Raw genomic sequence first — 25218 nt, 5'->3', positions numbered from 1 at the left:
GTTGCCATGGCCACGCCTATTACCATGCCCCCTGGCGAGCACAGCGCCGAAGACCTGGACCCGCAGGAAACCCGGGAATGGCTCGATGCCCTGGCTTCAACCCTGGAAGCCTGCGGCCCGGAGCGGGCGCGCTACCTGCTCAAGCGCCTGGAGGAGTTCGCCGGCGAACACGGCATCAACCGCGAGGCCCAGGCCTTTTCCGCCTACCGCAACACCCTGTCCCTGGCGCAACAGGGCAGCTACCCCGGCGACCTGGCGCTGGAAGAGCGCATCACCGGCCTGCTGCGCTGGAACGCCCTGGCCATGGTGGTGCGGGCCAACCACGCCTATGGCGAACTGGGCGGACATATCGCCAGTTACGCCTCGGCGGCGGAGATTTTCGAGGTTGGCTTCCAGCACTTTTTCCGTGGCGACGGCGAGGCCGGGCAGCGTAACGCCGACCTGGTGTTTTTCCAGCCGCACTCAGCGCCGGGAGTCTATGCCCGGGCCTTTCTCGAAGGGCGCCTGAGCGAGGAACAACTGGCCAACTACCGCCAGGAAATCAACGGCCAGGGCCTGTGTTCCTACCCTCACCCCTGGCTGATGCCGGACTTCTGGCAGTTCCCCACCGGCTCCATGGGCATCGGCCCCATCAGCGCGGTGTATCAGGCGCGCTTCATGCGCTACTTGCAGCACCGGGGCATCGCCCAGACCGAGGGCCGCCATGTGTGGGGCGTGTTCGGCGACGGCGAGATGGACGAGCCGGAATCCATCGCCGGCCTGTCCCTGGCGGCCCGCGAGCAGCTGGACAACCTGACCTTTATCGTCAACTGCAACCTGCAGCGCCTCGACGGACCGGTGCGCGGCAACGGCCAGATCATCCAGGAGCTGGAAGCGCTGTTTGCCGGCGCCGGCTGGAACGTGATCAAGGTGCTCTGGGGTTCGGAGTGGGATGCACTGTTCGCCCGCGACAGCGACAACCTGCTGCTCAAGCGCCTGGCGGCCACCCCGGATGGCGAGTTCCAGACCCTCGGTGCCCATGACGGCGCCTACAACCTGGAACACTTCTTCGAGAAGGACCCGCAGGTGCGGCGCCTGGTGGCGCACATGAGCGCCGAGGAGATCAACGGCCTCAAGCGCGGCGGCCATGACTTGCGCAAACTCTACGCCGCCTTCGCTGCCGCCAAGGCCTGCAAGGGCCGGCCGACGGTGATCCTGGCCAAGACCAAAAAAGGCTTCGGCATCGGCGCCGCCGGCGAGTCGCGGATGACCGCGCACCAGGCGAAAAAACTCGATGTCGCCGCCCTGCTGGCGTTCCGTGATCGCTTCCACCTGCCGCTGTCGGACACCGATGTCGAGCAGTTGCGCTTCTATCGCCCACCTGCCGACAGCCCGGAAATGCGCTACCTGCACGCCCGGCGCCAGGCCCTGGGCGGGCCGTTGCCGGCACGCAAGAGCCAGGCGCCGCAGATCCCGGTGCCAGCCCTGGCCACGGCAGGCGGGTTTGCCTTACAGGCCGACGGCAAGGAAATGTCCACCACCATGGCCGCGGTGCGCATGCTCACCGCCTGGCTCAAGGCCCCGCAGTTGGGGCCGCGCGTGGTGCCGATCGTGGCCGATGAGGCGCGCACCTTCGGCATGGCCAGCCTGTTTCGGCAGATCGGGATCTACTCGCCCCACGGCCAGCTGTACGAGCCCGAAGACTGCGGATCGATCCTTTCCTACCGTGAATCCCGGGACGGCCAACTGCTCGAAGAAGGCATCACCGAGGCCGGCGCCCTGTCGTCCTGGGTCGCGGCGGCCACCTCGTATTCGGTGCACGGCGAGCCGATGCTGCCGGTGTACATCTACTACTCGATGTTCGGCTTCCAGCGGGTCGGCGACCTGATCTGGGCCGCCGCCGACCAACGCTCCCGCGGCATCCTGCTGGGGGCCACCGCAGGCCGCACCACCCTGGGCGGCGAAGGCCTGCAACACCAGGACGGTTCGAGCCTGGTGATGGCCTCCATGGTGCCCAACTGCCGGGCCTGGGACCCGTGCTTTGCCGGGGAGTTGGCGGTGATCCTCGACCACGCCGCGCGGCGCCTGCTGGAGCAGCAGTGCGACGAGTTTCATTACGTGGCGGTGATGAACGAAAACTACCCGCAACCGTCCCTCGATGCTGAATTGCACGCCGATGTGTTGCGCGGCCTCTATCGCTATTCGTCCAGCTGTGAACAGCCGTCCCAGGTGCGCCTGCGGCTGGTGGGCAGTGGCGCGATCCTGCGTGAAGTGATCGCCGCCAGCGCCCTTCTGGCGCGGGACTGGGGCATCCACAGCGAGGTGTTCAGCGCCACCAGCTTCAGCGAATTGGCCCGCGAGGCCCGAGAGGTCGAGCGCGACAATCGACTGACCGAGGCCACCCGTCACAGCCACCTCGACAGGTGGCTGGGCGGCACCCGCCCGATCATTGCCGCCAGCGACTACATCCGGGCCTGGCCGCAATTGATTGCCCAATACCTGAAGGCGCCCTACACCACCCTGGGCACCGACGGCTTTGGCCGCAGCGATAATCGGCACAACCTCAGGGCATTCTTTGAGGTGGATCAGCACAGCATTGTCATTGCCGGTTTAAAAACCCTGGTGGAGCATGACGGGCTTGACCCGGGCATACTGGCCGCCGCAATCGAGCGCTACACCCCCGACCCGGTGCGCGCCGCGCCCTGGGATCGTTGAATGACCTGCAACACCTTTTGAATCGTTAACCCACAGGAGTGGAATCCCCAATGAGTCGCATCAATAAGAAAGCCACCCAACTGCTCAGCGCCATGATCCTCGCTGGCCTGGCCTGCCATTCGATGGCCGCCGACAGCATTCGGATCGGCATCGCCGGGGCCAAGACCGGCCCGGTGGCGCAATACGGTGACATGCAATTCAGCGGCGCACGCATGGCCATCGAGCAGATCAACGCTAAGGGCGGCGTCAACGGCAAGCAACTGGTGGCGGTCGAGTACGACGACGCCTGCGACCCGAAACAAGCGGTGGCCGTGGCCAACAAAGTGGTCAACGACGGCGTCAAGTTCGTGGTCGGCCACCTGTGCTCCAGCTCCACCCAACCGGCTTCGGACATCTACGAAGACGAAGGCATCGTGATGATCACCCCGGCCGCCACCAGCCCTGAGCTGACCTCCCGGGGCTACAAGATGGTGTTCCGCACCATCGGCCTGGACAACGCCCAGGGCCCGGCAGCAGCGCGCTACATCGCCCAGCTCAAACCGACCAATGTCGCGGTGCTGCACGACAAGCAGCAGTACGGCGAAGGCATTGCCAGCTCGGTCAAGGAGATCCTCGGCAAGGAAGGGATCAAGGTCGCGATGTTCGAAGGCATCAACGTCGGCGAGCGTGACTATTCGTCGATCCTGGCCAAGCTCAAGCAAGCCAATGTCGACTTCGTGTACTTCGGCGGCTACCACCCGGAAATGGGCCTGCTGCTGCGTCAGGCCAAGGAAAAGGGCCTGACCGCGCGCTTCATGGGCCCTGAAGGCGTGGGCAACGACTCGATCTCGCAGATCGCCAAGGACGCCTCCGAAGGCATGCTGGTGACCCTGCCCAAGTCCTTCGACCAGGACCCGGCCAACAAGGCCCTGGTGGAAGCTTTCGAAGCCAAGAAGGAAAACCCCAGCGGTCCGTTCGTGCTGCCTTCCTACTCGGCAGTTGAAGTGATTGCCGGGGGCATCGCCGCGGCCAAGAGCGAAGACCCGGAGAAAGTCGCCGAGGCGATCCACAAAGGCACCTTCAAGACCCCGACCGGTGACCTGAGCTTCGACGAGAAAGGCGACCTCAAGGACTTCAAATTCGTGGTCTATGAATGGCACTACGGCAAGCCGAAGACTGCGGCGCAGGAAAGCGCCGGGCTCTGATCCATCGCCCTGGATGCTGCGCCCTGGTGGCGCAGCATTTTCCCCGCTTTGGGCGCAATGCCTGAACGGATAAACACCTCACTCCGGGCTGCGATTAAACAACAACCCAATGGCTAACTTGACAATGGCCTAATACCCGACAACTTCAGTTGGGAATAAGTTACCCATTCGAACAACAACTCCCCGCACAGAAGCCCCCCATTCGAGCACTTTGAAAAGACCGCTTCCCTGTTAAAGATGCGAACAACTCCTTAACAGTCAACTTCGTTAGTGTGCTTTGCATTGCGCTGCGCGACAAAGCCATAACAGTGAGGCCGACTTTGTAACAACTCACATACAACCACTGGACTCCACTGCCTAATGCCCGCCTCACGGGGGATTCAGCCTATCTGACCGGCACTACGGCAAAGCCCCAGTATGTCTGTCGGGTACTGTTGCATGCTGATTCGATTAAGCGAAGAGTTGATCCGGCCTGTGGCCCTGAACTCTTGCAGCCTTCAAGAAGCCCGTCTCTTAACCCCACGCTATAGGCGACGAATACTTACTGTTACTGCGAACGAGAGTGTCCAGCGGCAAGCCGCGACAACACTTTGGCGCGAGAGTTCGATTGCGCCAATAAATAATGTTTGCGAAGTAAATTAAAATTTGTTTATTGTGCGAAACGCGCCTTTACTGCTGCAAATAAGAACAATTTTCTGGCGCCAATAATATTTTCAAGGAGGAAAAGAATGGACCCCTTTCTCGGTGAGATTCGCTTGTTCCCCTGGGGCTGGGCACCTTCCGGCTGGCTCGCCTGCGAGGGTCAGATTCTGCCCTTCAACAGCAATGTCGCCTTGGCCTCCTTGCTCGGCAATCGCTATGGCGGCGATGGCAAGACCACCTTCGGTTTGCCGGACCTGCGTGGCCGTGCGGCCCTGGGTCAGAACCTGGTGCCATCCATCGCCCCGAATCCGGTCATTGCCGTGCATGCCCTGGGCAGTTCCGGCGGCACCGAAACAGTCGCCCTTGGCGCCAGCAGCCTGGCCACTCACACCCATGGCACTCACGTTTCCGGCACCGCCGGCACCTTGACCACCCCTGCCAGCGGTATTCCGGCTGTCAGCTCGACCTCCACCGGCGCCCTGTCGAAACCGACCTACATCACCGCCGTCGGGTCGACCTTGATCACCTTGAACAGCGCCACCGTCGCACCCACCCCAGGGACCCCGGTGGCGAATATGCAGCCCTCGATTGTCGGGTGCTTCTGCATCGCCACGAACGGCGTCTATCCGCCGCGCCCGTAGCAGCACTGTTTACAGACCCTCAAGCAAGGAAACTGAAATGTCTGAAGCTTACCTCGGAGAAATCCGCATGTTTGCCGGCAACTATGCGCCAGAAGATTGGGCGCTGTGCGATGGTTCGCTCTTGTCCGTCAGCGCCTATCAAGCCCTGTTTTCAATTTTGGGCACCGTGTATGGCGGCAACGGCGTGACCAACTTCGGCCTGCCGGACTACCGCGGTCGCCTGCCGATCGGGCAAGGCATAGGCCCCGGACTGACCCCAAGGGTGCTGGGCCAGGCTACAGGCGTCGAAACGGTGACCCTGACATCAGCAAATACCCCCGCCCACAGCCACGCATTCGTGGTCAGCAGCACCCTCGCCACCTCCACGACCCCGGTGCCCCCGGCACCTGCGGCACCGTCCAGCCAGACCTTCGGCCAGTTTCCCGGGGCCGGGGTGATCAAGGGTCTGTATAGCGCAGGCACCAACACTGCCCCCTCGGTCAACCTCGATCCAAACTTTCTCGACCCGGCTGGCGGCGTGGCAGTGAGCACGCCCCACAGCAACATGATGGGCTCGCTGGCGATCAACTACATCATCTGCCTGGCGGGCATCTACCCGACTCGGCCGTAAGCCTCTTTTTTCAAGGAACGACCGCTCATGGATGCTTTCACCGGTGAAATCCGCCTGTTGCCTTTTAACTTCGCACCGCTGGACTGGGCTTACTGCGACGGTTCGGTTCTAACGATCCAGCAATACCCCGCGCTGTTTTCGGTCATCGGCTATGCCTACGGCGGCAGCGTGGGGCAGAACTTCAAGCTGCCCAACCTCAATGGCCGCGCGGCGATGGGCGCGGGCAATGGCCCCGGGCTGCTGCCCCGGCCGATTGGCACCGCGGTAGGCGCCGATGAGGTTACGCTGCTGTCGGCCAATATCCCCAGCCACACCCATGCGGTAAACGCCAAGGACGGCACCGATAGCGCGGCCGCCGTGGATACACCCGATGGGTCTTCCTATCTGTCGCAACCGCGCAACGTGCGCGTCTACAACAACGTTGTACCCGCCTCAGGCGATCCGACCCTGGCGGCCGGCACCATCGGTTCGGCCGGGCAAATGACGCCCGGTAGCAGTACGACGCGCAGCACCTTGCAGCCGTTCCAGACATTGGCCTACTGCATCTGCCTCAACGGCGAATACCCCGTGAGGCCGTAATGAGCGTCCCCAGTGCCCCATCAAAGTCGCTGCGGCCCTGGCGCAGCGACCTCGTTCTGCGTGCGCAGACCACCGCTGACCTGGACTTTCTCCAGGATCTTTTCGTGACCCGTCGCTGGTCCGAAGTCAGCGCGGTGCCGGGCTGGAGCGACGCGCAACGCCGGGCGTTCCTGCACTCCCAGGCGCAGTTGCAGCGCCAGCACTATGAAAAGCACTACCCCAGGGCGGATTTTCTGATCGTCGAATATGCCGGTGCGCCCATTGGCCGCCTGTGCGTGGACCGAAGCGCGAGCGAGTTGCGCGTCGTCGATATTGCCCTGCTGCCGGCATGGCACGGCCAGGGCATAGGCAGCGAGCTGTTGCAGTCGCTTTTGAGCCAGGCCGATGCCCAGCGTCAAGTCTGCAGCCTGAGTGTCGAGCAAGGCAGTCGGGCCCGCCGGCTGTACGAGCGACTCGGCTTCGAGTCCTGCGGCGAAACCGGCATCCACACCCAGATGCGCCGCCCAGCACGGGCACACCAGGAGTAGCCGACCAGGATCGCCAGCGATACGAATACTCGAACACACAGCTTTACCGGCAGTGACAGCAACATGATTTTTCCCGGCTAGCAGCCGTGCTGCTGGCCGGCGATATCTGTGCCCATCTGACAACTAATGACACTTGAGCTGGACACGAACCTCACACGGGTCGTACGGCAGGAAGCCTCAACATGATAACAATGCTCACCACCCGCGGTGCCCGGCTGGCACGCCGACTGGCATCAGTCTTCCTGCTGCTCCTGACCTTGCCCCTGGCCCTCCAGGCCCAGGCCGCACCGACCATCACCAGCCCGGCATCGGGTTCCACCCTGCCTTCGGTAGCCGTGGGTCAGCCCATGAGTATCACCATCACCTCCTCCGGGGGCGCAATGCCGCTGGACCTGTGGGTGGAATGCGACATCGACGACCCGGACTACGATGGCATTACCCCCTGCCTACCGCCGGGGCTGGTCCTCGACGCCTCGCCCCACAGTTCATCGACCACCCTGCATGGTGCACCGACCACTGCTGGCACCTATACCTTCAGCATTTCTCTGAATGACGGCCTCAACCAGGCCGGGGTCGCCACCTATACCCTGGTGGTCACCGGTTCCGCGACCCCGACCCTGACCTCGGTCGCCCCAAGCAGCGGCAGCACCGCCGGCGCCACCTCCGTCACCCTTACCGGCACCAACTTTACCGGCGTCACGGCGGTGACCTTTGGCGGAGCAGCGGCCACTGGTTTCACCTTCAACAACGCCACCACCATCACCGCCACCACCCCGGCCCACGCCGCAGGCGCAGTGAGTGTGACGGTCACCACCGCAAGCGGCAGCGCGACCCTGACCAATGGCTATACCTACGTGCCGGCCCCCACTGTCGGCCCGGTCAGTGCCACGGTCGCCGCCAACAGCAGCGCCAACCCGATCACCCTGGCCCTCAGCGGCGGCGCCGCCACCAGCGTCGCCGTGGCCAGCGCGGCCAGCCATGGCAGCGCCACCGCCAGCGGCACCAGCATCACCTACACCCCGACCGCCGGATTCTCTGGTTCCGACAGCTTTACCTACACCGCCACCAACGCCAGCGGCACCTCCAGCCCAGCCACGGTGACCATCACCGTGAGCCCGCCCACCCTGACGATAACGCCGACCACTCTGCCCAACGGCACTCAGGGCACGGCCTATAGCCAGACCGTCAGCGCCTCCGGCGGTACCGCGCCCTACACCTATGCCATCAGCGCCGGCAGCCTGCCGGCCGGTCTCAGCCTGAACACCGGCACCGGCGTACTCAGTGGCACACCGAGCGCCAGTGGCACCTTCAACCTGACCGTTACCGCCACGGACGCCAACAGCGCCACCGGTTCCCGCGCCTACAGCTTGCTGATCAACGCTCTGGCGCCGCCCGTGGCAGGTGCCGTCAGCGCCATCGTCGCCGCCAACAGCAGCAACAACCCGATCACCCTGAACCTCAGCGGCGGCACCGCCACCAGCGTCGCCGTGGCCAGCGCGGCCAGCCATGGCACCGCCACTGCCAGCGGCACCAGCATCACTTACACCCCGACCGCCGGCTACTCCGGTTCCGACAGCTTCACCTACACCGCCACCAACGCCGGCGGTACGTCCAGCCCGGCCACCGTGACAATCACTGTCAGTGCTCCAACCCTCGCCGTCGGCCCGTCCATCCTGAACGCGATGACGGCGAACAGCGCCTACAGCACCACCTTCAGCGCCAGCAGCGGCACCGCCCCCTACACCTTCGCCATCACCGGCGGCAGCCTGCCTAATGGGCTGACCCTGAACACTTCGACCGGCGTCATTAGTGGCACTCCCACTGCCAGCGGGGCTTACAACTTCACCGTGACCGCCACCGACGCCAACAGTGCGACGGGCTCTCGCTCCTATTCCGGGACGGTCGGCAGCGGACCGCCGGTTACCAGTACCGTCAGTGCCACGGTCGCCGCCAACAGCAGCGCCAACCCGATCACCCTGAGCATCAGCGGCGGCGCCGCCAGCAGCGTGGCCGTGGCGAGCGCCCCCAGCCATGGTTCCGCCACCGCCAGCGGCACCTCGATCACCTACACCCCCACGGCCGGTTACTCCGGCGCGGACAGCTTCACCTACACCGCCACCAATGGCAGCGGTACCTCCAGCGCAGCTAACGTCTTGATCACCGTCACGGCGCCGACCATCAATGTGTCCCCGAGCACCCTGGGCCCGATGACGATAAACACGGCCTTCAGCAGCAGCCTGAGTGCCACTGGCGGCACCGCCCCCTACACCTTCGCCATCACTAGCGGCAGCCTGCCGACAGGCTTGACTTTGAGTTCAGCCGGCCTCATCAGCGGCACTCCCACCGCCACCGGAAGCTACAACTTCACCGTGACCGCCACCGACGCCAACAGCGCGACCGGAGCGCGTGCCTACTCCGTGATCGTCAGCGTTGCCCCGCCATCGCCGGTGCGCTCAGCGCCACGGTCGCCGCCAACAGCAGCGCCAACCCGATCACCCTCAACCTCAGCGGCGGCACCGCCACCAGCGTCGCCGTGGCCAGCGCGGCCAGCCATGGCACCGCCACTGCCAGCGGCACCAGCATCACTTACACCCCGACCGCCGGCTACTCCGGTTCCGACAGCTTCACCTACACCGCCACCAACAGCGGTGGCACCTCAAGCCCGGCTACCGTGACTGTCACTGTCAGTGCTCCGACCCTGATCGTCAGCCCAGCAACAGCCCCTGGCGCCACGGCAGGAGGTGCCTATAGCCTCATCTTCAGCACCTCTGGCGGTACTGCGCCCTACAGCTACAGCCTTTTCAGCGGCGCCATCCCGCCCGGCATGGCGCTGAGCTCCACCGGGATCTTCAGCGGCGTCCCGAGCGCCGCCGGCAGCTACACCCTGACCCTGCGCTCCACCGATGCCTTCGGCGCCATCGGATCGCAGACCTACACGCTGGTGATTGCCGATGCACTGCCCATGACCGGTGCCGTCAGCGCCACCGTCGCCGCCAACAGCAGCGCCAACCCGATCGCCCTCAACCTCGGCGGCGGCACCGCCACCAGCGTCGCCGTGGCCAGCGCCCCCAGCCATGGCACCGCCACCGCCAGCGGCACCAGCATCACTTACACCCCGACCGCCGGTTACTCCGGTGCGGACAGCTTCACCTACACCGCCACCAATAGCAGTGGTACGTCCAGCCCGGCCACCGTCAGCCTGACCATCAGCGCGCCCACCCTGGTGCTGACCCCGGCCTCCCTGGGCGCCGGCACCACAGGCAGTCCCTATAGCGCCACCTTCAGCACCTCCGGCGGCACCGCGCCTTACACGTACAGCGTCACCGGCAGCCTGCCGGCCGGCATGACCCTGAACACCAGCAGCGGCGTGCTCAGCGGCACACCGACGGCCAGCGGCAGCTACAACCTGACCATCACCGCTACCGACGCCAACGCTGCCAACACCTCCAAGGCCTACACCTTGACCATCGCCGCCGTGCCCATCACCGTGCCGGCGTCGAGCCAGATCCTGGCCTCGGGGCAGACCGCCACCGTCGACCTGACCCAGGGCGCCACCGGCGGCCCCTTTACCCTGGCGACGCTGGGCACCGTGACCCCCGCCTCCGCCGGCCGGGCGATGATGATGGGCCCGTTCTCGATGCGCTTCGTGCCGTCGGCGGCCTTTGTTGGCACCGCGGTCGTCACCTTCAGCCTGCAGAACAGCAGCGGCTCCAGTGCTGCCAGTTCCGTGAGCTTTATCATCGAGGCGCGCCCGGACCCGAGCAGGGATGCCGAGGTGATCGGCCTGCTCAACGCCCAGACCCGGGCCGCAGAACGCTTTGCCAGCACCCAGATGGACAACTTCAACCGCCGTCTGGAGCAGTTGCATCAAGTGTCCTGCAACCGCAACTCGTTCAATGCCAGCGTGAGAAAAGACGGGCACGAGGTGCCCATGCAGGAAATATCCAGCGCCGTGCAGAAACAACTGGGCGGCTCGGCCAACACCACCGACGAAGAGAAGAGAAAGACCGCAGCCGAAGTCGAAGACGGCTGCAAGCAAGACGCCATCGCCTACTGGAGCGACGGCTTCATCAACAACGGTTCGACCCACACTCGTGGGGCGCGGGACAACAGCTTCACCACCCTGGGCCTGAGTGCCGGCATCGACTATCGCCTGTCACCGACCGCGATTGCCGGTGTCGGTATCGGCTACGGCAACGACCGCAGTGACATCGGGGACAACAAGACCCGCAGTGACGCCGACGCCATCGGTATCGCCACTTACCTGAGCCTGAACGTGGCACCCCAGGTGTTCGTCGACGGCCTGCTGGGCTACAACCGCATCAGCTTCGATTCGCGGCGCTACATCACCGGCAGCAACGATGACTACGCCAAGGGTTCCCGTGATGCCGACCAGTTGTTCGCCTCGCTGACCACCAGCTACGAGTACCGCCAGGGCCCGCTGTCGCTCACCCCTTACGGGCGCTTGAACGCCAGCACCACACGCATGGACGCCTTCCGTGAGAGCGGCGGCGGCATCTACGGGCTGTCCTATGACGAGCAGCGGCAACAGAACTTCACCTCGTTTATCGGCCTGCGCACAGGGTATGACGTGCCGACCCGACTCGGGGTGATGACGCCCAAAGTCGGGCTGGCCTGGGGCCACAACTTCAGCGGCAGCAGCGATTACAAGATGCGCTACACCGACCAGGGTGACGACAGCATTCTCTACCGCTTCAAGCCCGACCCGCTGGACAGCGATTTTGCCAACCTCGACCTGGGTCTGGACTTCAACCTGGGTCGGGCCTGGCAGATGGGCTTCTCCTACAAGACCGCCCTGGGCAGCGACGAGCGTAGCGACACATTCCGCATCGGCGTCAACGGCAAGTTCTAGCCCGCAGCAACGGATGACGCCGGCCCCGGCGCCATCCGCCTCTCCCGCACCCTGCGCCCATCCCGTGGCGCAGGGTCGTCAACTCCCTGCCTTTACTTGCCGGCGTGCAGCACCTGCGGTTCCGGCATGGCCGAGGAATGGTGGTTGAGGATTTTCCACTGCCCGCCTTCCTGCTCGTAGACAAAGGTGTAGCGCGCCTGGACCTGGCGACTGCGACCGTCGGTGCCGGTCAGGGTGAAGGTGTAGACGCCGCTGTCCATGGCCACATTGCTGCCCAGCTGGCGGATTTCCCGGTAGTTGATCTGGCCCACGGGCTTGAGTGCCAGGAAGTGCTCGAAGTAGTCCTTGATCTGCGCCGGGGTGGTGCGCACCTGGTTCGACACTGTGGGCTGCAACACCGCATCCGAGGCATAGAGGTCGACCACCGCCTGGGCGTCGCCGGTCTGCAAGGCGCCGTTCCAGCGGTCGAACAGGCCGGCGATTTCACGATCCTGCTGGCTGCTCGGCTGTTGCGCCACGCTGCTGTAGACGTAGGGCACGCTCTCCAAGGCATGGGCCAGGGGCGCGCCCAGGGCCAGCAACATGATCAGGGCCGAGGTTTTCAATTTCATGGCGATTCTCCAGTGGGGGGGCAATGGCCACAGTCTGTGGTCCGGCGCACGCGCCGCCATCGGCCAACCGGAGGCATTTGCCTATGCCATTTGGCAGATGGTCGCCGCCCCCGTTAACACGGTTTAATAGCGCCCCTGCCCGAACGAGCGTGCCTGAGCGCCGGAGCCGCCCCTTGCCCACCCCGCCCCATGATCCCGCCAGCGCCCTGGCGATTCGCACCCAGTATCGCCAGGCGCAAAGCCGCGCCGCACGCCTGCGCCTGCTGGTGGACACCGGCCAGGAACTGACTCAGCTCAGCCCCCACGCCAAGCGCCAGCGGGTGCTGACCCGCGCCTGTGGGTTCCTGGCGATGGACCACGCCGTGCTGCTGGAATGGGACGCCGCCGGTGAGGTCCACAGCCGCGCCAGCCTGGGCAACAGCGAACGCCTGCAGAGCCTGGCCCGCAGCGCCGACCGCACTTTGCGTGCGCCGCACTGGCAGGAAAACCCCGGGGCGCCGTTGCCCAGCGAGCTGCGGGTGCCCTTGCGTGGCGGCGATGGCACCAGCTTTGGCGCCCTGGTCCTGGCCAACAGCGTCAGCATCAGCGCGCCGGACAACGAAGACCTCGAATCCCTGCAACTGCTGGCCACCCTGCTCGCCGCACACCTGGAGAACCAACAGTTGCTCGATACCCTGGTGGCCCGCGATCGCACCTTGTCCGAGCTGGTGGACCGCCTGTTCCGCGCCCAGGAAGACGAACGCAAACGCGTGGCCTACGACCTGCATGACGGCCTGGCACAAACCCTCGCCGGCCTGCATCAGCGCCTGCAAGGTTTTGCCGGTCGCTGCCCACCCCTGACCGGGGCACTGGACGGCGACCTGCAGGACATCCTGGCCCTGGCCCAGCATTGCGTGGGCGAAGGCCGGCAATTGATCGGTGGGCTGCGGCCGACGGTGCTGGATGATTTCGGCCTGCTCAAGGCGGTCGACAAAGAGGCCGATCGCCTGCGCGACGCCGGGATCCAGGTGCTGTGGCACGAGCGTTGCGCGGCGCGCCTGCCGAGCCAGACCGAGATCGGCCTGTTTCGCATCGCCCAGGAAGCCATCAACAACATCCTCAAGCACGCCCAGGCCAGCCAGGTGCAACTGGCCCTGGAGCTGCACGCCGGCCAGGCCTGGCTGCGGGTCGAGGACAACGGCCTGGGCTTTGCCCGGGAGCAGGCCCTGGACCATGCCGACACCCAGCACCTGGGGCTGGCGGCAATGCAGGAGCGGGCCAGCCTGCTGGGCGGGCGCCTGACCTGCACCAGCCGCCCCACTGCCGGCACCCGACTGCTGGCCTGCGTGCCCTGTACCGCGCAAGGAGCCCTGGGATGAGCACTGCCAGCAACCCCGTGCTGCGCCTGGTCCTGGCCGACGACCACGAAGTGACCCGCACCGGCTTTGTCGCTCTGCTGGCCGGTCATCCCCAGTTCGAGGTGGTCGGCCAGGCCCGCGATGGCCAGGAGGCCGTGGCGCTGTGCGAGCGCGTGCTGCCGGACATCGTGATCCTCGATATCCGCATGCCGCTGCTCAACGGCCTGGGCGCGGCGCGGCTCCTGCAACAACGTTTGCCGGAGTTGAAAGTGGTGATCTTCACCATGGACGACAGCCCGGACCACCTGGAGGCGGCCATGAACGCCGGGGCCGTGGGCTATCTGCTCAAGGACGCCAGCCGCGACGAAGTGATCGACGCCCTGCAACGGGTTGCCGCTGGCGAAGCGGCGCTGAACAGCGCCGTCAGTGCGCGCCTGCTGCGGCGCCTGACCGAGCGCGGCGGCAACGGTGCTGCCAGCGAGCAACTGACCCCGCGCGAACGGCAAGTCCTGGGGCTGGTGGCCGATGGCAGGAGCAATCGCCAGATCGGCGAGCAGCTCGGCATCACCACCGGCACCGCCAAGGCCCATGTCGAACGGGTGATCGGCAAACTCGGCGCCGCCGACCGGACCCAGGCCGCCGTGCGCGGCATCGCCCTGGGCCTGGTGGCGCAACCGTGAGGCTGTGGCGCGCCCGCTACTGGGCCGACCTGCCGCTGCGGGGCAAGGCGCTGGTGGTGATTTCCCTGCCGCTGGTGATTCTGCTGCTGTCCCTGGTGCTGATCTACACCACCGAGCGCCAGACCGCCCGCGCTGAAGAGGACGTGCGCCGGGTGCTGCTGGTGCAGGGCGATATCCAGGCCGTGCACACCCTGCTCGCCGAAGCGGCGGCCAGCGTGCGTGGCTACCTGCTGACCCGACGCGAAGACTTCCTGCCGGCCTATCGCCAGGCCAGGCCACTGATCGACGCCGCGCTGCAACGCCTGGACAGCAACGTGCGCGACCCCCGGGTGCGTGAACAGCTGGACGCCATCGCGCCGCTGATCGACAGCAAAGTCGATGGCCTGGCGGAGATGCTTGAAGACCGCAGGGCCACCCCGGAGCTGATCACCAGCATCCTGATCAGCAACAAGCACATCCTCGACGAGCTGCGCGAACGCATCGCCACCATGCGCACCCTGGAAGATCGGCTGCTGGCCGAGCGCACCATCGCGGCCGCCGCCACCCGCGAACGCCTGCTGCTGTCGACCTGGCTGGCGGCGGTGTGTGGGCTGTTCGGGGCGATTGTCGCGGTGCTGTTTCTGTCCAAGGGCATTGTCGCCCGGGTGCAGCAGGTGCAACGCAATGCCCAGCGCCTGGCCCTGGGCCAACCCTTGTGGCCGCAACCGCCGGAGCAGGATGAAATAGGCCAGTTGGGCACCCGCCTGGTGGAAGCCGGGCACCTGCTGGCCGAGCGTGAACGCGCCCTGCGCGACAACGAGGAACGCCTGCGGCTGATCATCGACGGGGTCAAGGACTACGGTATTTTCGCCCTCGATACCGACGGCTACGTCACCAGTTGGAACGCCGGGGCCGAACGGATCAAGGGCTACACCGAACAGGAAATCATCGGCCGGCATTTCTCCCTGTTCTACCTGCCCGAGGAGTGCCCGCAGCATCCCGAACTGGCACTGCGCGAAGCCACCCGCGACGGTGATTTCATGGAAGAGGCCTGGCGCTGCCGCAAGGACGGCAGCCGGTTCTGGGCCAGTGTGGTGATTACCGCGCAGTACGACGCCAGCGGCGCCTTGCGCGGGTTTTCCAAGATCACCCGCGACATCAGCGACCGGCGGCTGGCGGAAATTGCCCTGCGCACCGCCCGTGAAGAAGCCGAGCGCGCGAGCCGCGCCAAAAGCGAATTCCTGTCGCGCATGAGCCATGAACTGCGCACCCCGCTGAACTCGATCCTGGGCTTCGCCCAACTGCTCGACATGGACGCCTCCCACGCGCAGAAAGCCCAGGTCGGGCACATACTGCGGGCCGGCCAACACCTGCTGACCCTGATCAACGAAGTGCTGGACATCGCCAAGATCGAGGCCGGGCGCCTGCCCCTGAATATCGAAGCCGTGCCCCTGGCCCAGGTGCTGCAAGAGGCCCTGGCGCTGGTTTCGCCGATGGCCGCAGCGGCCGGGATCCAGGTCCTGGAGTTGCCGGCGCTGGCCGACGACAGCGGCATCGTCGCCGACCGCCAACGGCTGGTGCAGGTGCTGCTGAACCTGCTGTCCAATGCCATCAAATACAACCGCGCCGGCGGCCGGGTGCAGATTGAGGTCAGGGTCGAGCCACCGCGCATCGCCGTGGCCGTGGTCGACAGCGGCAAGGGCATCGCCGCCGAACGCATGCCGCAGTTGTTCAAGCCCTTCGAGCGCCTGGAAACCGACCCCAACGTCGAAGGCACCGGCCTGGGCCTGGCCCTGAGCAAAAGCCTGCTGGAGATGATGGACGGCAACCTCAGCGTGCTCAGCCAACCCGGCGTGGGCTCGAGCTTCACCCTGGAGCTGCCCTTCGCTCGCCTGCCCCACCACCCGCCGCCGCCCCGGGCGATCGCGCCGACTCCAGTCCCGGCCAGCGTGGTCGGCTACCGCGCCAAGGTGCTGTGCATCGAGGACAACCTGTCGAGCCTGGCCCTGATCGAAACCCTGCTGCAACGCCGCCCCGGCCTCAAACTGCTGTCGAGCATGCAGGGCCAGATGGGCCTGGACCTGGCCGACCAGCACGCGCCGCAGTTGATCCTGCTGGACGTGGCCCTGCCGGACATGGACGGCCTGACCCTGCTGCAACGCTTGCGTCGCTCGCCCATCACCTGCGCCACGCCGGTGCTGATGATTACCGCCGATGCCAGCGAGCGCACCCAGCAGGCGCTACTCGATGCCGGGGCCACGGCAGTGCTGACCAAGCCACTGCATATTCCGGCGTTCCTGTCCCACCTCGACCGACACCTGCCGGAGCCCCTGTGACCACTGACTTGCGCATCCTGATCATCGACGACCAGCGGCCCAACCTGGAGCTGATGGAGCAACTGCTGGCCCGCGAAGGCCTGAGCAATGTGCTCAGCAGCACCGAGCCGCTGCGCACCCTGGACCTGTTCAACAGCTTCGAGCCGGACCTGGTGATCCTCGACCTGCACATGCCGGAGTTCGACGGTTTTGCCGTGCTCGAACAGCTCAGCCGGCGCATCCCCCAGGGCGAGTACCTGCCAATCCTGGTGCTGACCGCCGACGCTACCCGCGACACCCGCCTGCGCGCCCTGGCGCTAGGTGCCAATGATTTCATCAGCAAGCCCCTGGATGCCCTGGAAACCATGCTTCGGGTCTGGAACCTGCTGGAAACCCGCGCCCTCTACAACACCCTGCGCACCCTGGTGCCGGCGGACCGCATCGACTTGCTGCGCCGCCGCTAAGCCCCCGGGAACCGGCCTGCGACCTTGCACCACGGGGCCCGCAAAACCTCAGCAACGAACGCTACCTGTATTGCGCCAACGCCTGCCGTTACGGCGACGAGCGCAACCTGGTGGGGGCCATCAGTTACAACTGGTAGGGCCTCGGACCAAACGCCATGGGTGATGCCGGCAGCACCGCGCCAGCCGCGGCGGGTGCGGTCGCGTTGCCGTCTGCGCAAAGGCTGCTTTACTCAGTCAACCCGACGCTGTGCCCGTCGTCCCTGATGCGTGAGTGCTGCCAGGGGCCGGCGGGCGATTCATGAGGAAGCCCCGATGGAACGCCTGACTGCGCAAGACTTCAGCCCCGAATTGCTGGAACTCTACGACTACTACGCCCACGGCCGGATCAATCGCCGCCAGTTTCTCGACCGGGCCGCGGCCTTTACCCTGATGGGCATGACTGCCAGCGCGACCCTGGCCGCCTTGAGCCCCAACTATGCGCTGGCCGAGCAAGTGGCCTTTACCGACCCGGACATCGTTGCCCACTACATCACCTACCCCTCGCCCAAGGGCCATGGCCAGGTGCGGGCCTACCGGGTGCACCCGGCCAAGGCCAGCGGCCAGGTGCCGACGGTGGTGGTGGTGCACGAAAACCGTGGCCTCAACCCTTATATCGAGGATGTGGCACGACGGCTGGCCAAGGCCGGTTACATCGCCCTGGCCCCGGACGGCCTGAGTTCGGTAGGCGGTTACCCGGGCAATGACGATCAGGGCCGCGAGCTGCAAGCCAAGATCGACCCGCAAAAGCTGATGAATGATTTTTTCGCCGCCGTCGAGTGGCTGATGAAGGACCCGGCCGGCACCGGCAAGGTCGGGATCACCGGCTTCTGCTATGGCGGTGGCGTGGCCAATGCCGCCGCGGTGGCCTACCCCGAGCTGGCGGCCGCCGTGCCGTTTTACGGACGCCAGCCCAAGACAGAAGACGTGGCACGGATCAAGGCACCGCTGTTGCTCCACTACGCCGAACTCGACAGCGGGATCAACGAAGGCTGGCCCGCCTACGAAAAAGCCCTGAAAGCCGGCGGCAAGACCTACGAGGCCTTCGTCTACCCGGGGGTCAACCATGGCTTTCACAACGACTCCACGCCGCGCTACGACGAAGCCGCCGCCAACCTGGCATGGGAACGCACCCTGGCCTGGTTCAAGCGCTATCTCACCTGATCCCGCCTGTAGTCGCTGCCGAGGCACGAGGTTGCACTGGCCGTCATCGACGCCGTGTTGGGTCAGGTAGATACGCGGGGTTGTCGCAGCCTGCGCGGGTCATCACGGGCTGCGGCGGCGGTAGAAGCTGGCGGCCAATACCAGGAATATCAGGCTGCCGGTGGCGACCTGCTGCCAGTAGAAGTTCCAGCCGATCAGCAGCAAGCCATTGGCAATCACATTGATAAACAGCACCCCCAACAAGGTGCCCAGTACATTTGGCCGGCCCTGGCGACTGAGGGTGGTGCCCATGAATACCGCACCGATGGCGTTGATCAAAAAGGCATTGCCCGACATCGGCACGTAAGCATTGACCGTAGAGCTGAGCAGAATCCCCGCCACCGCGCAGACCAGCGCGCTGCCGACAAACACCCGGGCCAGGATCCGCCGTGGCGACAGGCCCGAGTAATACGCCAGCTGCGGCTGCGCGCCCACCGCCTGGATCTCGCGACCCAGCCTGCCCCGTGCCAGCACCAGCCCATAACCGCCGGCCAGCGCCGCCACCAGGTACAGCGGCAGCGGGATGCCCAGCAGCAACAGGCTGCTGATGCCGGGCAACACGTCCTTGGCGATGTAGATCGGCTGGCCACCGTCCGACAGCAACTGCTGGACGCTGGTGCCGATAAACAGCGTACCCAGGGTCGCCAGGAACGGCGTGATCCGTAGCCCGGCAATCAGCAGCGCATTGAACAGCCCGGCGCCGGCTCCTGCCGCCAGGGCCACCAGAATCGCCAGTCCCAGGCCAAGTCCGGCATTCAGGCTGACGACAAAACCCAGGCTGGCAAAGTCCAGGGCGGTGCCCACCGACAGGTCGATGCCACCGGCGGCCACGGCCCAGGTCATGCCGATGGCGACCACCGCCAGCAGCACAAAGTTGTTGAGCACCAGGCTCGACAGATTGCCCACGCTGAGAAAGCCCGGGGCGCTCAACGAGAAAAACAGCACAATGCCCAGCACCAGCAACGGCAGGATCGCCGGCAGCAGGCGCTCGAGCAGGGCCACGGCGCGCGCGCGGGGGTTCAAGGTCAGGCCGCTCATGGGTAGCCCTCCTGCTTGGCCACGGCGGCGGAAAACGCCACCACCAGCAAAATAAGCACCCCCTGCACACCATTGACCCAGAAGCTGGAGATGTTCAGCAGCTGAAAGCCGTTGATTAAAAAGCCCAGGAGCAAAGTTGCGAGCAGGGTCCCGGGAATATTTGCCGTCAGGCGCCGGGAGAACACCACGCCCAGAAAGGTGATGGCCACCACCGACAGCAGCATCTCTCCCGAGCCGGTGGTGCTGCCGCTGAAAAACGCCGCCGAGCACAGGGCCGCGACCGCCGCGCAGGCGCCAGCGATCAGGTAGCTGGAAAACACGTAGCGCTTGAGCCCCAGACCCGCCGCCCGCGCCGCCTCGGGGTATTCGCCGACCGCGTACAGGCGCAGGCCGTAGGTGCTGTGCTGAATCAACAGGGTCAGCAGCGCCGCCACCGCCAACAGCACCCAGGCCAGGGCTGGCACCCCCAGCCAGTCACCAAAGGCCAGCCACTCCAGCAACGCGGACTCGGTGGGCAGCACGCTGTTCTGGGTCAGCACCAGCTCCAGGCCGGCCACCAGGTTCATGCTGGCCAGGGTCGCGAGCAGCGGTGGCAGGCCGAGCAGCAGTACCGCCAGGCCATTGAAGGCCCCCACCACTACCCCGCAGGCCAGGGTCAGGGACAGCGCCTGCCAGGCCTCGCAGCCTTGATTGTTCAGGCTGCTGTAGACCGCCGCACACAGCCCCAGATTGGCTGCCAGCGACAGGTCGAGGCCACCGGAGACCACATGGTTGCCGCCGCCGATCACTACGCAGGTCAGGCCAAAAGCGAGAATTCCGAGGATCGCCGACTGGGCGAAGACATTGGCGATGTTGCCGGCGCTGATAAAGTTCGGCGCGGTCAAGGCAAACACCAGCAGGATCAGGGCGAACACCAGCAACGAACCGCGCTGCGCCAGCCGTGGCAACAGGTGGTTCGCAGGTTCCGCAGCAGGTCGGGCTAAGGCTTCAAGACTGGACATCGGCAGTTTCCTTTTTCGCCAGAGGCAGGTGCGCCGGGGCCGAGGTCGGCCGCTCGCCGGAACCGGTGGCACATCTGAGCAATTGCTCGCTGTCGGTGGCGCGCGCGTCGAATTCGCCGGCGATGCGGCCACGGTGCATCACCAGGATCCGGTGACTGATGCCAATCAACTCCGGCAAGTCCGAAGACAGCACCAGCACCGCCGCACCGCTCTCGGCCAGGCGTGCGATCAGGCGGTAGATTTCCACCTTGGCCCCGATATCGATGCCCACGCTCGGCTCGTCCAGCAGGTACAACGACGAGTGCCGGCTAAGCCACTTGGCCAGTGCGACCTTCTGCTGATTGCCACCGCTGAGTTGCTGCACCGGCGCATCGGGGCCGGTGGTCTTGATTGCCAACTCATCGATCAGGCGCCGGCTTTCCCGGGCCTGCGCCCCTCGGTCCAGCAGACCCCAGCGGCTGAAGGTGCCGAGGCTGGCCAGGGTGATGTTTTCCAGAACTGACAACAGCGGCGCCACCCCATGGCTGCGGCGCTCTTCGGGCACCAGGGCGATACCGTGGCGCACCGCATCTGCCGGCGACTTCAAGCGCAGGGGCTGGCCGTGCAGGTGCATTTCGCCGCGCTCGGGGACGCCCAGGCCGAACAGGCTTTTCAACAGCTCCTTGGCCCCGGAGCCCACCAGGCCGGTCAAGCCCAGCACTTCGCCCCGGTGCACGCTGAGGTCGATGGCGTCATAGGCGTGCCCTGCCCCGAGCTGGTTGAGCTGCAACACCGGCGCGCCCGGCACGGCCCGGGTGCGCGGGTACATGTCTGCAACGTCGCGGTTGACCATCAGCCGCGCGATTTGTGCGGTGCTGGTGCTGGCCGGGTCCACCACGGCCACATCGCGGCCGTTGCGCAGCACCGTGACCTGATCGCACAGCGCCTCGATTTCCTGCAAGTAATGGGAGATGTAGAGGATCGACAGGCCCTGGCTGCGCAGGCGACGAATGATGCCCAGCAACTGGTCCACCTCACGCTTGACCAGGGACACACTGGGCTCGTCGAACACCAGTATTTTCGGCTTGGCGAGCAAGGCCCGGGTGATTTGCAGCACCTGGCGCTGGGCGCTGTCGAGGTCGCGGACCAGGGCCCCGACCGGGAACTGCAGATCAAAATAATCGCGCAGCAAACGCGCCGCCTCGCGCTCCTGGGCGCGGCGATCGACAAAGGGTCCACGGCGGATTTCATGCCCGAAAAACAGCGCTTCGCCGACGCTGAAGCTGGCGGGCAGCAGCCGCTCCTGATGAATAAAGTGCACGCCCAGGGCCTCGACCTGGCGCGGCGTCGGTGCCTGCAACCGGTGGCCGTCGATGCTCAGGCTGCCGGCGTCCGCGCGGTGGATGCCGGCCAGGACCTTGATCAGGGTTGACTTGCCGGCCCCGTTTTCCCCTACCAGCCCATGCACCGTGCCGCGCTCCACGCGCAGGCTCGCGCCGTCCAGGGCCTGAGTGGCCCCGAAGCGCTTGTACAGGTCCTTCAGGTGCAGGGCTGGGGTCACTGATCGCCCCTCAGTTGCAGCACCTCAGGCAGGTTGGCGGCAGTGGTGAGCAAGGTCGCAACCTGGGTTTCCTTCGGCAGGTCGCGCTGCCCGGCCAGGTAGCGGGCCACGTTTTGCACCGCCGTCTTGCCGATCAGCGCCGGCTGTTGCGCGACCACCGCGCCGATCGGCGAATGCTCGCGCTTGAGCAGGTCGAGCACCTCCGGCGTGCCGTCCACACCGTAGGTCTTGATCTCGGTGCGGCCGGCATCCACCAGGGCCTTGCTCGCGCCCAGCTGCGGAATATCCCAGGCTGACCAGATCGCGGTCACGCTGCCCTTGGGGTATTTGTTGAGCAGCGCCGAGACTTGCGAGTAGGCGTCCTGCACGGTGTTGGGGATCACGTCCCGCAGCTCGGGCTCGATGATTTTCAGGTTCGGCTGATCCTTGAGTGCCAGCTTCAACTGGTCGTAGCGGATGGCGCACACCGGCACCCCGTAGAAGCCGTTGAACACCAGGATATTGCCCTGGCCCGAGGCGTCCTTGATCAACTGCTCGGCCAGGGCCTTGCCCGTGGCGACGTTGTCGGACGTGGTGTTGTTCAGGCTGTATTGCGAGGGCGCGTCAATGGTGAACAGCGGGATACCGGCCTTGCTGATGCGCTTGAGCCAGGGGTCGATCACGCTCAGGGTGCCGAGGGTCTGGATCACCGCATCGGGCTTTTGCGTGACCACGGTCTGCAACTGATTGACCAGGTTTTTATCGTTGCGCCCGGCGTCCAGGGTGATCGGCGTTCCGCCCAGGCGCTTGACCTCGTCAACCTGGGCCTGGAAGGCCTTGATGTCGAAGTAGTGACTGGTGCCGGTCATGCTGATCGCGATGCGCTTGCCCGCCAGCGAAGGGACATCGCTGTCGTCGGCATGGGCGGTCGTGGCCAGGCTGGCGGCCACCAGGGCACACGCCAGCAGGCGCCATGAGGCAGTCAGGCGCGACCGCGAAAAAACAGAAACGGCATCAGGCATCCAGGTAGCTCCAATGATTGCGTGGGAATGGTCCTCGGCAAGCCATTGCACAGGCCATGCCCAAACCCTGGCAGTCGTTGTCTCTGCGCCCCCAAGCCACGGCAGCCGCCGCTCTGCGCCGGGCTCCCGCTACCGATGGTCAACACCCCGTGGCGGCGGGCACGGGGCGTGGACGGGCAAATTGCCGAATCGCTGTTGCCAGGCCAACAGTTGCCCTGGGGAACTGCGCGCCCTACTCGATCAAAGGCACCTTGGCTGCACGCCGGTAAGGACCGTACTCCACCGGCACCCACTGGAACTGCTTGCCCTGGGTAGTGATGTGGCCGATGCCGGGGAACGGCAGGTGCGCCGCGGTGACCCAGGTCTTGCTGGCGGCGGCGGCGCTGAACACCTTGGCCCGGCTCTTGATTGCCTGCTGGCCGTCGACGTCGAAGCCGATGGAGACCTCGGGATGCTCGAACTGCACCGCCAGGTTATGCACCAGGTCGCCCATGAACAGGATGCTCTGGCCCTGGGAAGTGAAGCGGTAAGTGGTGCTGCCCGGGGTGTGCCCGGGTTCCAGCACGGCTTCGACACCGGGCACCGGCGACTGGCCGGGGGCGAAGGTCTTGAAGCGGCCGGCGGCCACATAGGGCGCGGTGGAGTCCTTGGCGATCTTGAAGTAGGCCTTGGCGCCTTCGGGGGCCTTGGCCAGGGCCTTCGGATCGAGCCAGTAGGCGGCCTCGGCCTGGGCCGCGAACACCGTTGCATGGGCGAATACCGGCTGCTGCCCGGCGTCGACCAGGCCGCACACGTGGTCCAGGTGCAGGTGGGTCAGCAGGATGGTGTCGACCTGGGATGGGTCGTAGCCGGCGGCCTTGATATTGGCCGAGAGCATGCCGGCGGTGGCGCCGATGCACTGGCCGGCGCCGGTGTCCACCAGGATCAACTGCTTGCCGGTGTTGATCAGGAACGCATTGAACGCGGTCTGCACCCCCGGGGTTTCTATCGAGCGCCGGGCCAGCAGCGCGCGGATCTTGCTCTGGCTCAGGCCCTTGAGCAAGGTCGGCGACAGGTCGTTATAGCCGTCGAACAGCGCAGTCACCTCGTAATCCCCCACCGCCAGGCGAAAGTAACCCGGCACTTGGGTGCCGACCTGGGCCGGGGCCTCGGCCAGGGAGATACCGGACGCCAATGCCAGCGTCAGGCCGAGCGTGCCCACCAGAGATTTTTTCATGCCGTTACCCTTGATCGAGTGGAAACAGGCAGCCCGCCATCGGACCGCCCCATGCCTCGATCTTGCGCCCTGGGGCAATGGGTTAATTGCAGCGATGTGCTGACTTGTTGCCGCCCTACCCGCCGGCGTCGCCAAACACCGCGACGATCTCCTCGATCACTGCCCGCACCCGTGCGGTGTGGCGCAAGTCGGCGTGGGTCACCAGCCATACGTCATAGGGCGTGGCGCGGTTGCGCTCGGGCCACAGCCGTACCAGGCCGTCGCGCTGGCCCATGGGCACCGGGATCTCCCCCAGGCCGATCCCGGCACCAATCGAGCGCCGCACCAGCAGGCTGGAGCTGAGGCTGGCGACAATGCGCCCACCGGTCATGGGCTCCGCGACCAGGGTCAGGTCCTTGTTGCCCTGCAGATAGGGTTGATACACCACCAGGTCATGCCCGGCGAACGCCGAACCCGGCTCCGGCACGCCGTGGGCCTCGACATAAGCCTGGGAGGCAAACAGCCCCACCGGCCAGCGCGCGATGCGCCGGGCGATCAGGTCCGGGTTATCCGGCCGGGTGTTGCGCACCGCGATGTCGGCTTCGCGCTTGGCCAGGCTGAGGATCTGCGTCGAGGCGTCCAGTTGCACCCGCACATCGGGGTGCCGCTGATGCAGGCGGGCAATTGCCGGGATCAGGAAATCGATGGCCAAGGAGTCGGTGGTGCTGACCCGCACACTGCCGGTCAGGCGATCGTCCAGCCCCTGGATCTGCCGCTCCAGCTCCAGGGCCGAATGCTCCATTTTCTCCACCGCCTGTAACGCTGCTTCCCCCACCGCGGTCAGTGCGTAGCCGTCGGAGGTGCGCAGAAACAGGGTCGCGCTCAGGGACTTTTCCAGGGCCGTGACCCGCCGTCCGACCGTGGCCTGATCCACTCCCAGCACCCTTGCAGCACCGCGCAGCGTCGACTCGCGGCACACCGCCAGAAACACCCGAGCGTCATCCCAATTCATTGATTTGCTCCTATGCGCACTCAATCGTGATGCACATACGCATCACGAAGGCGCGA

19 protein-coding genes and 1 pseudogene are annotated in these 25218 nt (G+C 65.7%); 13 read left to right on the top strand and 7 right to left on the bottom strand.

The genetic code is table 11. From position 1 onward, the window contains the following. The first annotated feature begins 6 nt into the window (after window positions 1–6). The 8 genes and pseudogenes from mdeB to AC19YX_RS23085 all read left to right on the top strand — a co-directional run bounded on the left by mdeB (window position 7) and on the right by AC19YX_RS23085 (window position 11750). Complete coding sequence (gene mdeB, locus AC19YX_RS23120; RefSeq protein ID WP_500607124.1) at window positions 7–2694, top strand: alpha-ketoglutarate dehydrogenase; 2688 nt, start codon at window positions 7–9, stop codon at window positions 2692–2694. 50 nt (window positions 2695–2744) lie between these two features. Continuing rightward, on the top strand, window positions 2745–3878 hold the full coding sequence (locus AC19YX_RS23115) for a branched-chain amino acid ABC transporter substrate-binding protein (RefSeq protein WP_078469007.1): 1134 nt from the start codon (window positions 2745–2747) through the stop codon (window positions 3876–3878). 728 nt (window positions 3879–4606) lie between these two features. Beyond that, window positions 4607–5161 (top strand): phage tail protein, encoded by a 555-nt coding sequence (locus AC19YX_RS23110; RefSeq protein WP_500607123.1) that lies wholly within the window; start codon window positions 4607–4609, stop codon window positions 5159–5161. A 37-nt stretch (window positions 5162–5198) separates the two neighbouring features. Continuing rightward, window positions 5199–5771 (top strand): phage tail protein, encoded by a 573-nt coding sequence (locus tag AC19YX_RS23105; protein WP_500607122.1) that lies wholly within the window; start codon window positions 5199–5201, stop codon window positions 5769–5771. Window positions 5772–5798: 27 nt separating this feature from the next. Further along, the gene (locus AC19YX_RS23100; RefSeq protein WP_500607121.1) at window positions 5799–6350 is read left to right on the top strand and encodes a phage tail protein; all 552 of its coding nucleotides are present in this window, start codon (window positions 5799–5801) and stop codon (window positions 6348–6350) included. After that, window positions 6350–6877: a GNAT family N-acetyltransferase gene (locus tag AC19YX_RS23095; RefSeq protein ID WP_500607120.1), complete on the top strand. Its 528-nt coding sequence runs from the start codon at window positions 6350–6352 to the stop codon at window positions 6875–6877. The genes AC19YX_RS23100 and AC19YX_RS23095 overlap by 1 nt, the downstream gene beginning before the upstream one ends. Before the next feature lie 182 nt (window positions 6878–7059). Next, window positions 7060–9243, top strand: a pseudogene (locus AC19YX_RS23090) (beta strand repeat-containing protein); the annotation flags it as partial. Window positions 9244–9317: 74 nt separating this feature from the next. After that, the gene (locus AC19YX_RS23085) at window positions 9318–11750 is read left to right on the top strand and encodes an autotransporter domain-containing protein (protein WP_500607176.1); all 2433 of its coding nucleotides are present in this window, start codon (window positions 9318–9320) and stop codon (window positions 11748–11750) included. 92 nt (window positions 11751–11842) lie between these two features. Here the strand turns inward: AC19YX_RS23085 and AC19YX_RS23080 are convergent, their stop codons facing one another. Then, window positions 11843–12361, bottom strand: coding sequence for an SgcJ/EcaC family oxidoreductase (locus AC19YX_RS23080; protein ID WP_421546571.1), 519 nt, complete (start codon window positions 12359–12361; stop codon window positions 11843–11845). Window positions 12362–12534: 173 nt separating this feature from the next. Here AC19YX_RS23080 and AC19YX_RS23075 point away from each other — a divergent pair, with 173 nt between their 5' ends. From AC19YX_RS23075 to yghX, 5 genes are all read left to right on the top strand, one after another. Next, window positions 12535–13719: a sensor histidine kinase gene (locus AC19YX_RS23075; RefSeq protein WP_500607119.1), complete on the top strand. Its 1185-nt coding sequence runs from the start codon at window positions 12535–12537 to the stop codon at window positions 13717–13719. Continuing rightward, entirely contained in the window at window positions 13716–14378 is a 663-nt protein-coding gene (locus tag AC19YX_RS23070; RefSeq protein ID WP_500607118.1) for a response regulator, read from the top strand. The genes AC19YX_RS23075 and AC19YX_RS23070 overlap by 4 nt, the downstream gene beginning before the upstream one ends. Further along, window positions 14375–16693: an ATP-binding protein gene (locus AC19YX_RS23065; RefSeq protein ID WP_078468998.1), complete on the top strand. Its 2319-nt coding sequence runs from the start codon at window positions 14375–14377 to the stop codon at window positions 16691–16693. The genes AC19YX_RS23070 and AC19YX_RS23065 overlap by 4 nt, the downstream gene beginning before the upstream one ends. Further along, window positions 16690–17136: a response regulator gene (locus AC19YX_RS23060; RefSeq protein ID WP_020298949.1), complete on the top strand. Its 447-nt coding sequence runs from the start codon at window positions 16690–16692 to the stop codon at window positions 17134–17136. Before AC19YX_RS23065 ends, AC19YX_RS23060 begins: the two co-directional genes overlap by 4 nt. Before the next feature lie 312 nt (window positions 17137–17448). After that, window positions 17449–18336: a YghX family hydrolase gene (yghX, locus tag AC19YX_RS23055; protein ID WP_500607117.1), complete on the top strand. Its 888-nt coding sequence runs from the start codon at window positions 17449–17451 to the stop codon at window positions 18334–18336. A 102-nt stretch (window positions 18337–18438) separates the two neighbouring features. Here yghX and AC19YX_RS23050 read toward each other — a convergent pair whose 3' ends face one another. The 6 genes from AC19YX_RS23050 to AC19YX_RS23025 all read right to left on the bottom strand — a co-directional run bounded on the left by AC19YX_RS23050 (window position 18439) and on the right by AC19YX_RS23025 (window position 25162). Next, window positions 18439–19413 (bottom strand): ABC transporter permease, encoded by a 975-nt coding sequence (locus tag AC19YX_RS23050; RefSeq protein WP_500607116.1) that lies wholly within the window; start codon window positions 19411–19413, stop codon window positions 18439–18441. Then, a complete protein-coding gene (locus AC19YX_RS23045; RefSeq protein ID WP_500607115.1) occupies window positions 19410–20414 on the bottom strand; it encodes an ABC transporter permease in 1005 nt (334 codons plus the stop codon). The genes AC19YX_RS23050 and AC19YX_RS23045 overlap by 4 nt, the downstream gene beginning before the upstream one ends. After that, entirely contained in the window at window positions 20401–21954 is a 1554-nt protein-coding gene (locus AC19YX_RS23040; RefSeq protein WP_500607114.1) for a sugar ABC transporter ATP-binding protein, read from the bottom strand. Before AC19YX_RS23040 ends, AC19YX_RS23045 begins: the two co-directional genes overlap by 14 nt. Further along, window positions 21951–22955, bottom strand: coding sequence for a sugar ABC transporter substrate-binding protein (locus AC19YX_RS23035; RefSeq protein ID WP_078468992.1), 1005 nt, complete (start codon window positions 22953–22955; stop codon window positions 21951–21953). Before AC19YX_RS23035 ends, AC19YX_RS23040 begins: the two co-directional genes overlap by 4 nt. Window positions 22956–23187: 232 nt before the next feature. Continuing rightward, window positions 23188–24171 (bottom strand): MBL fold metallo-hydrolase, encoded by a 984-nt coding sequence (locus AC19YX_RS23030; protein WP_500607113.1) that lies wholly within the window; start codon window positions 24169–24171, stop codon window positions 23188–23190. Window positions 24172–24286: 115 nt separating this feature from the next. After that, window positions 24287–25162 (bottom strand): LysR family transcriptional regulator, encoded by an 876-nt coding sequence (locus AC19YX_RS23025; RefSeq protein WP_078468990.1) that lies wholly within the window; start codon window positions 25160–25162, stop codon window positions 24287–24289. Between the last annotated feature and the right edge of the window lie 56 nt (window positions 25163–25218).

Source organism: Pseudomonas sp. MF09150, from assembly GCF_059862355.1.
This window is presented reverse-complemented; position numbering and strand designations above follow the sequence as displayed.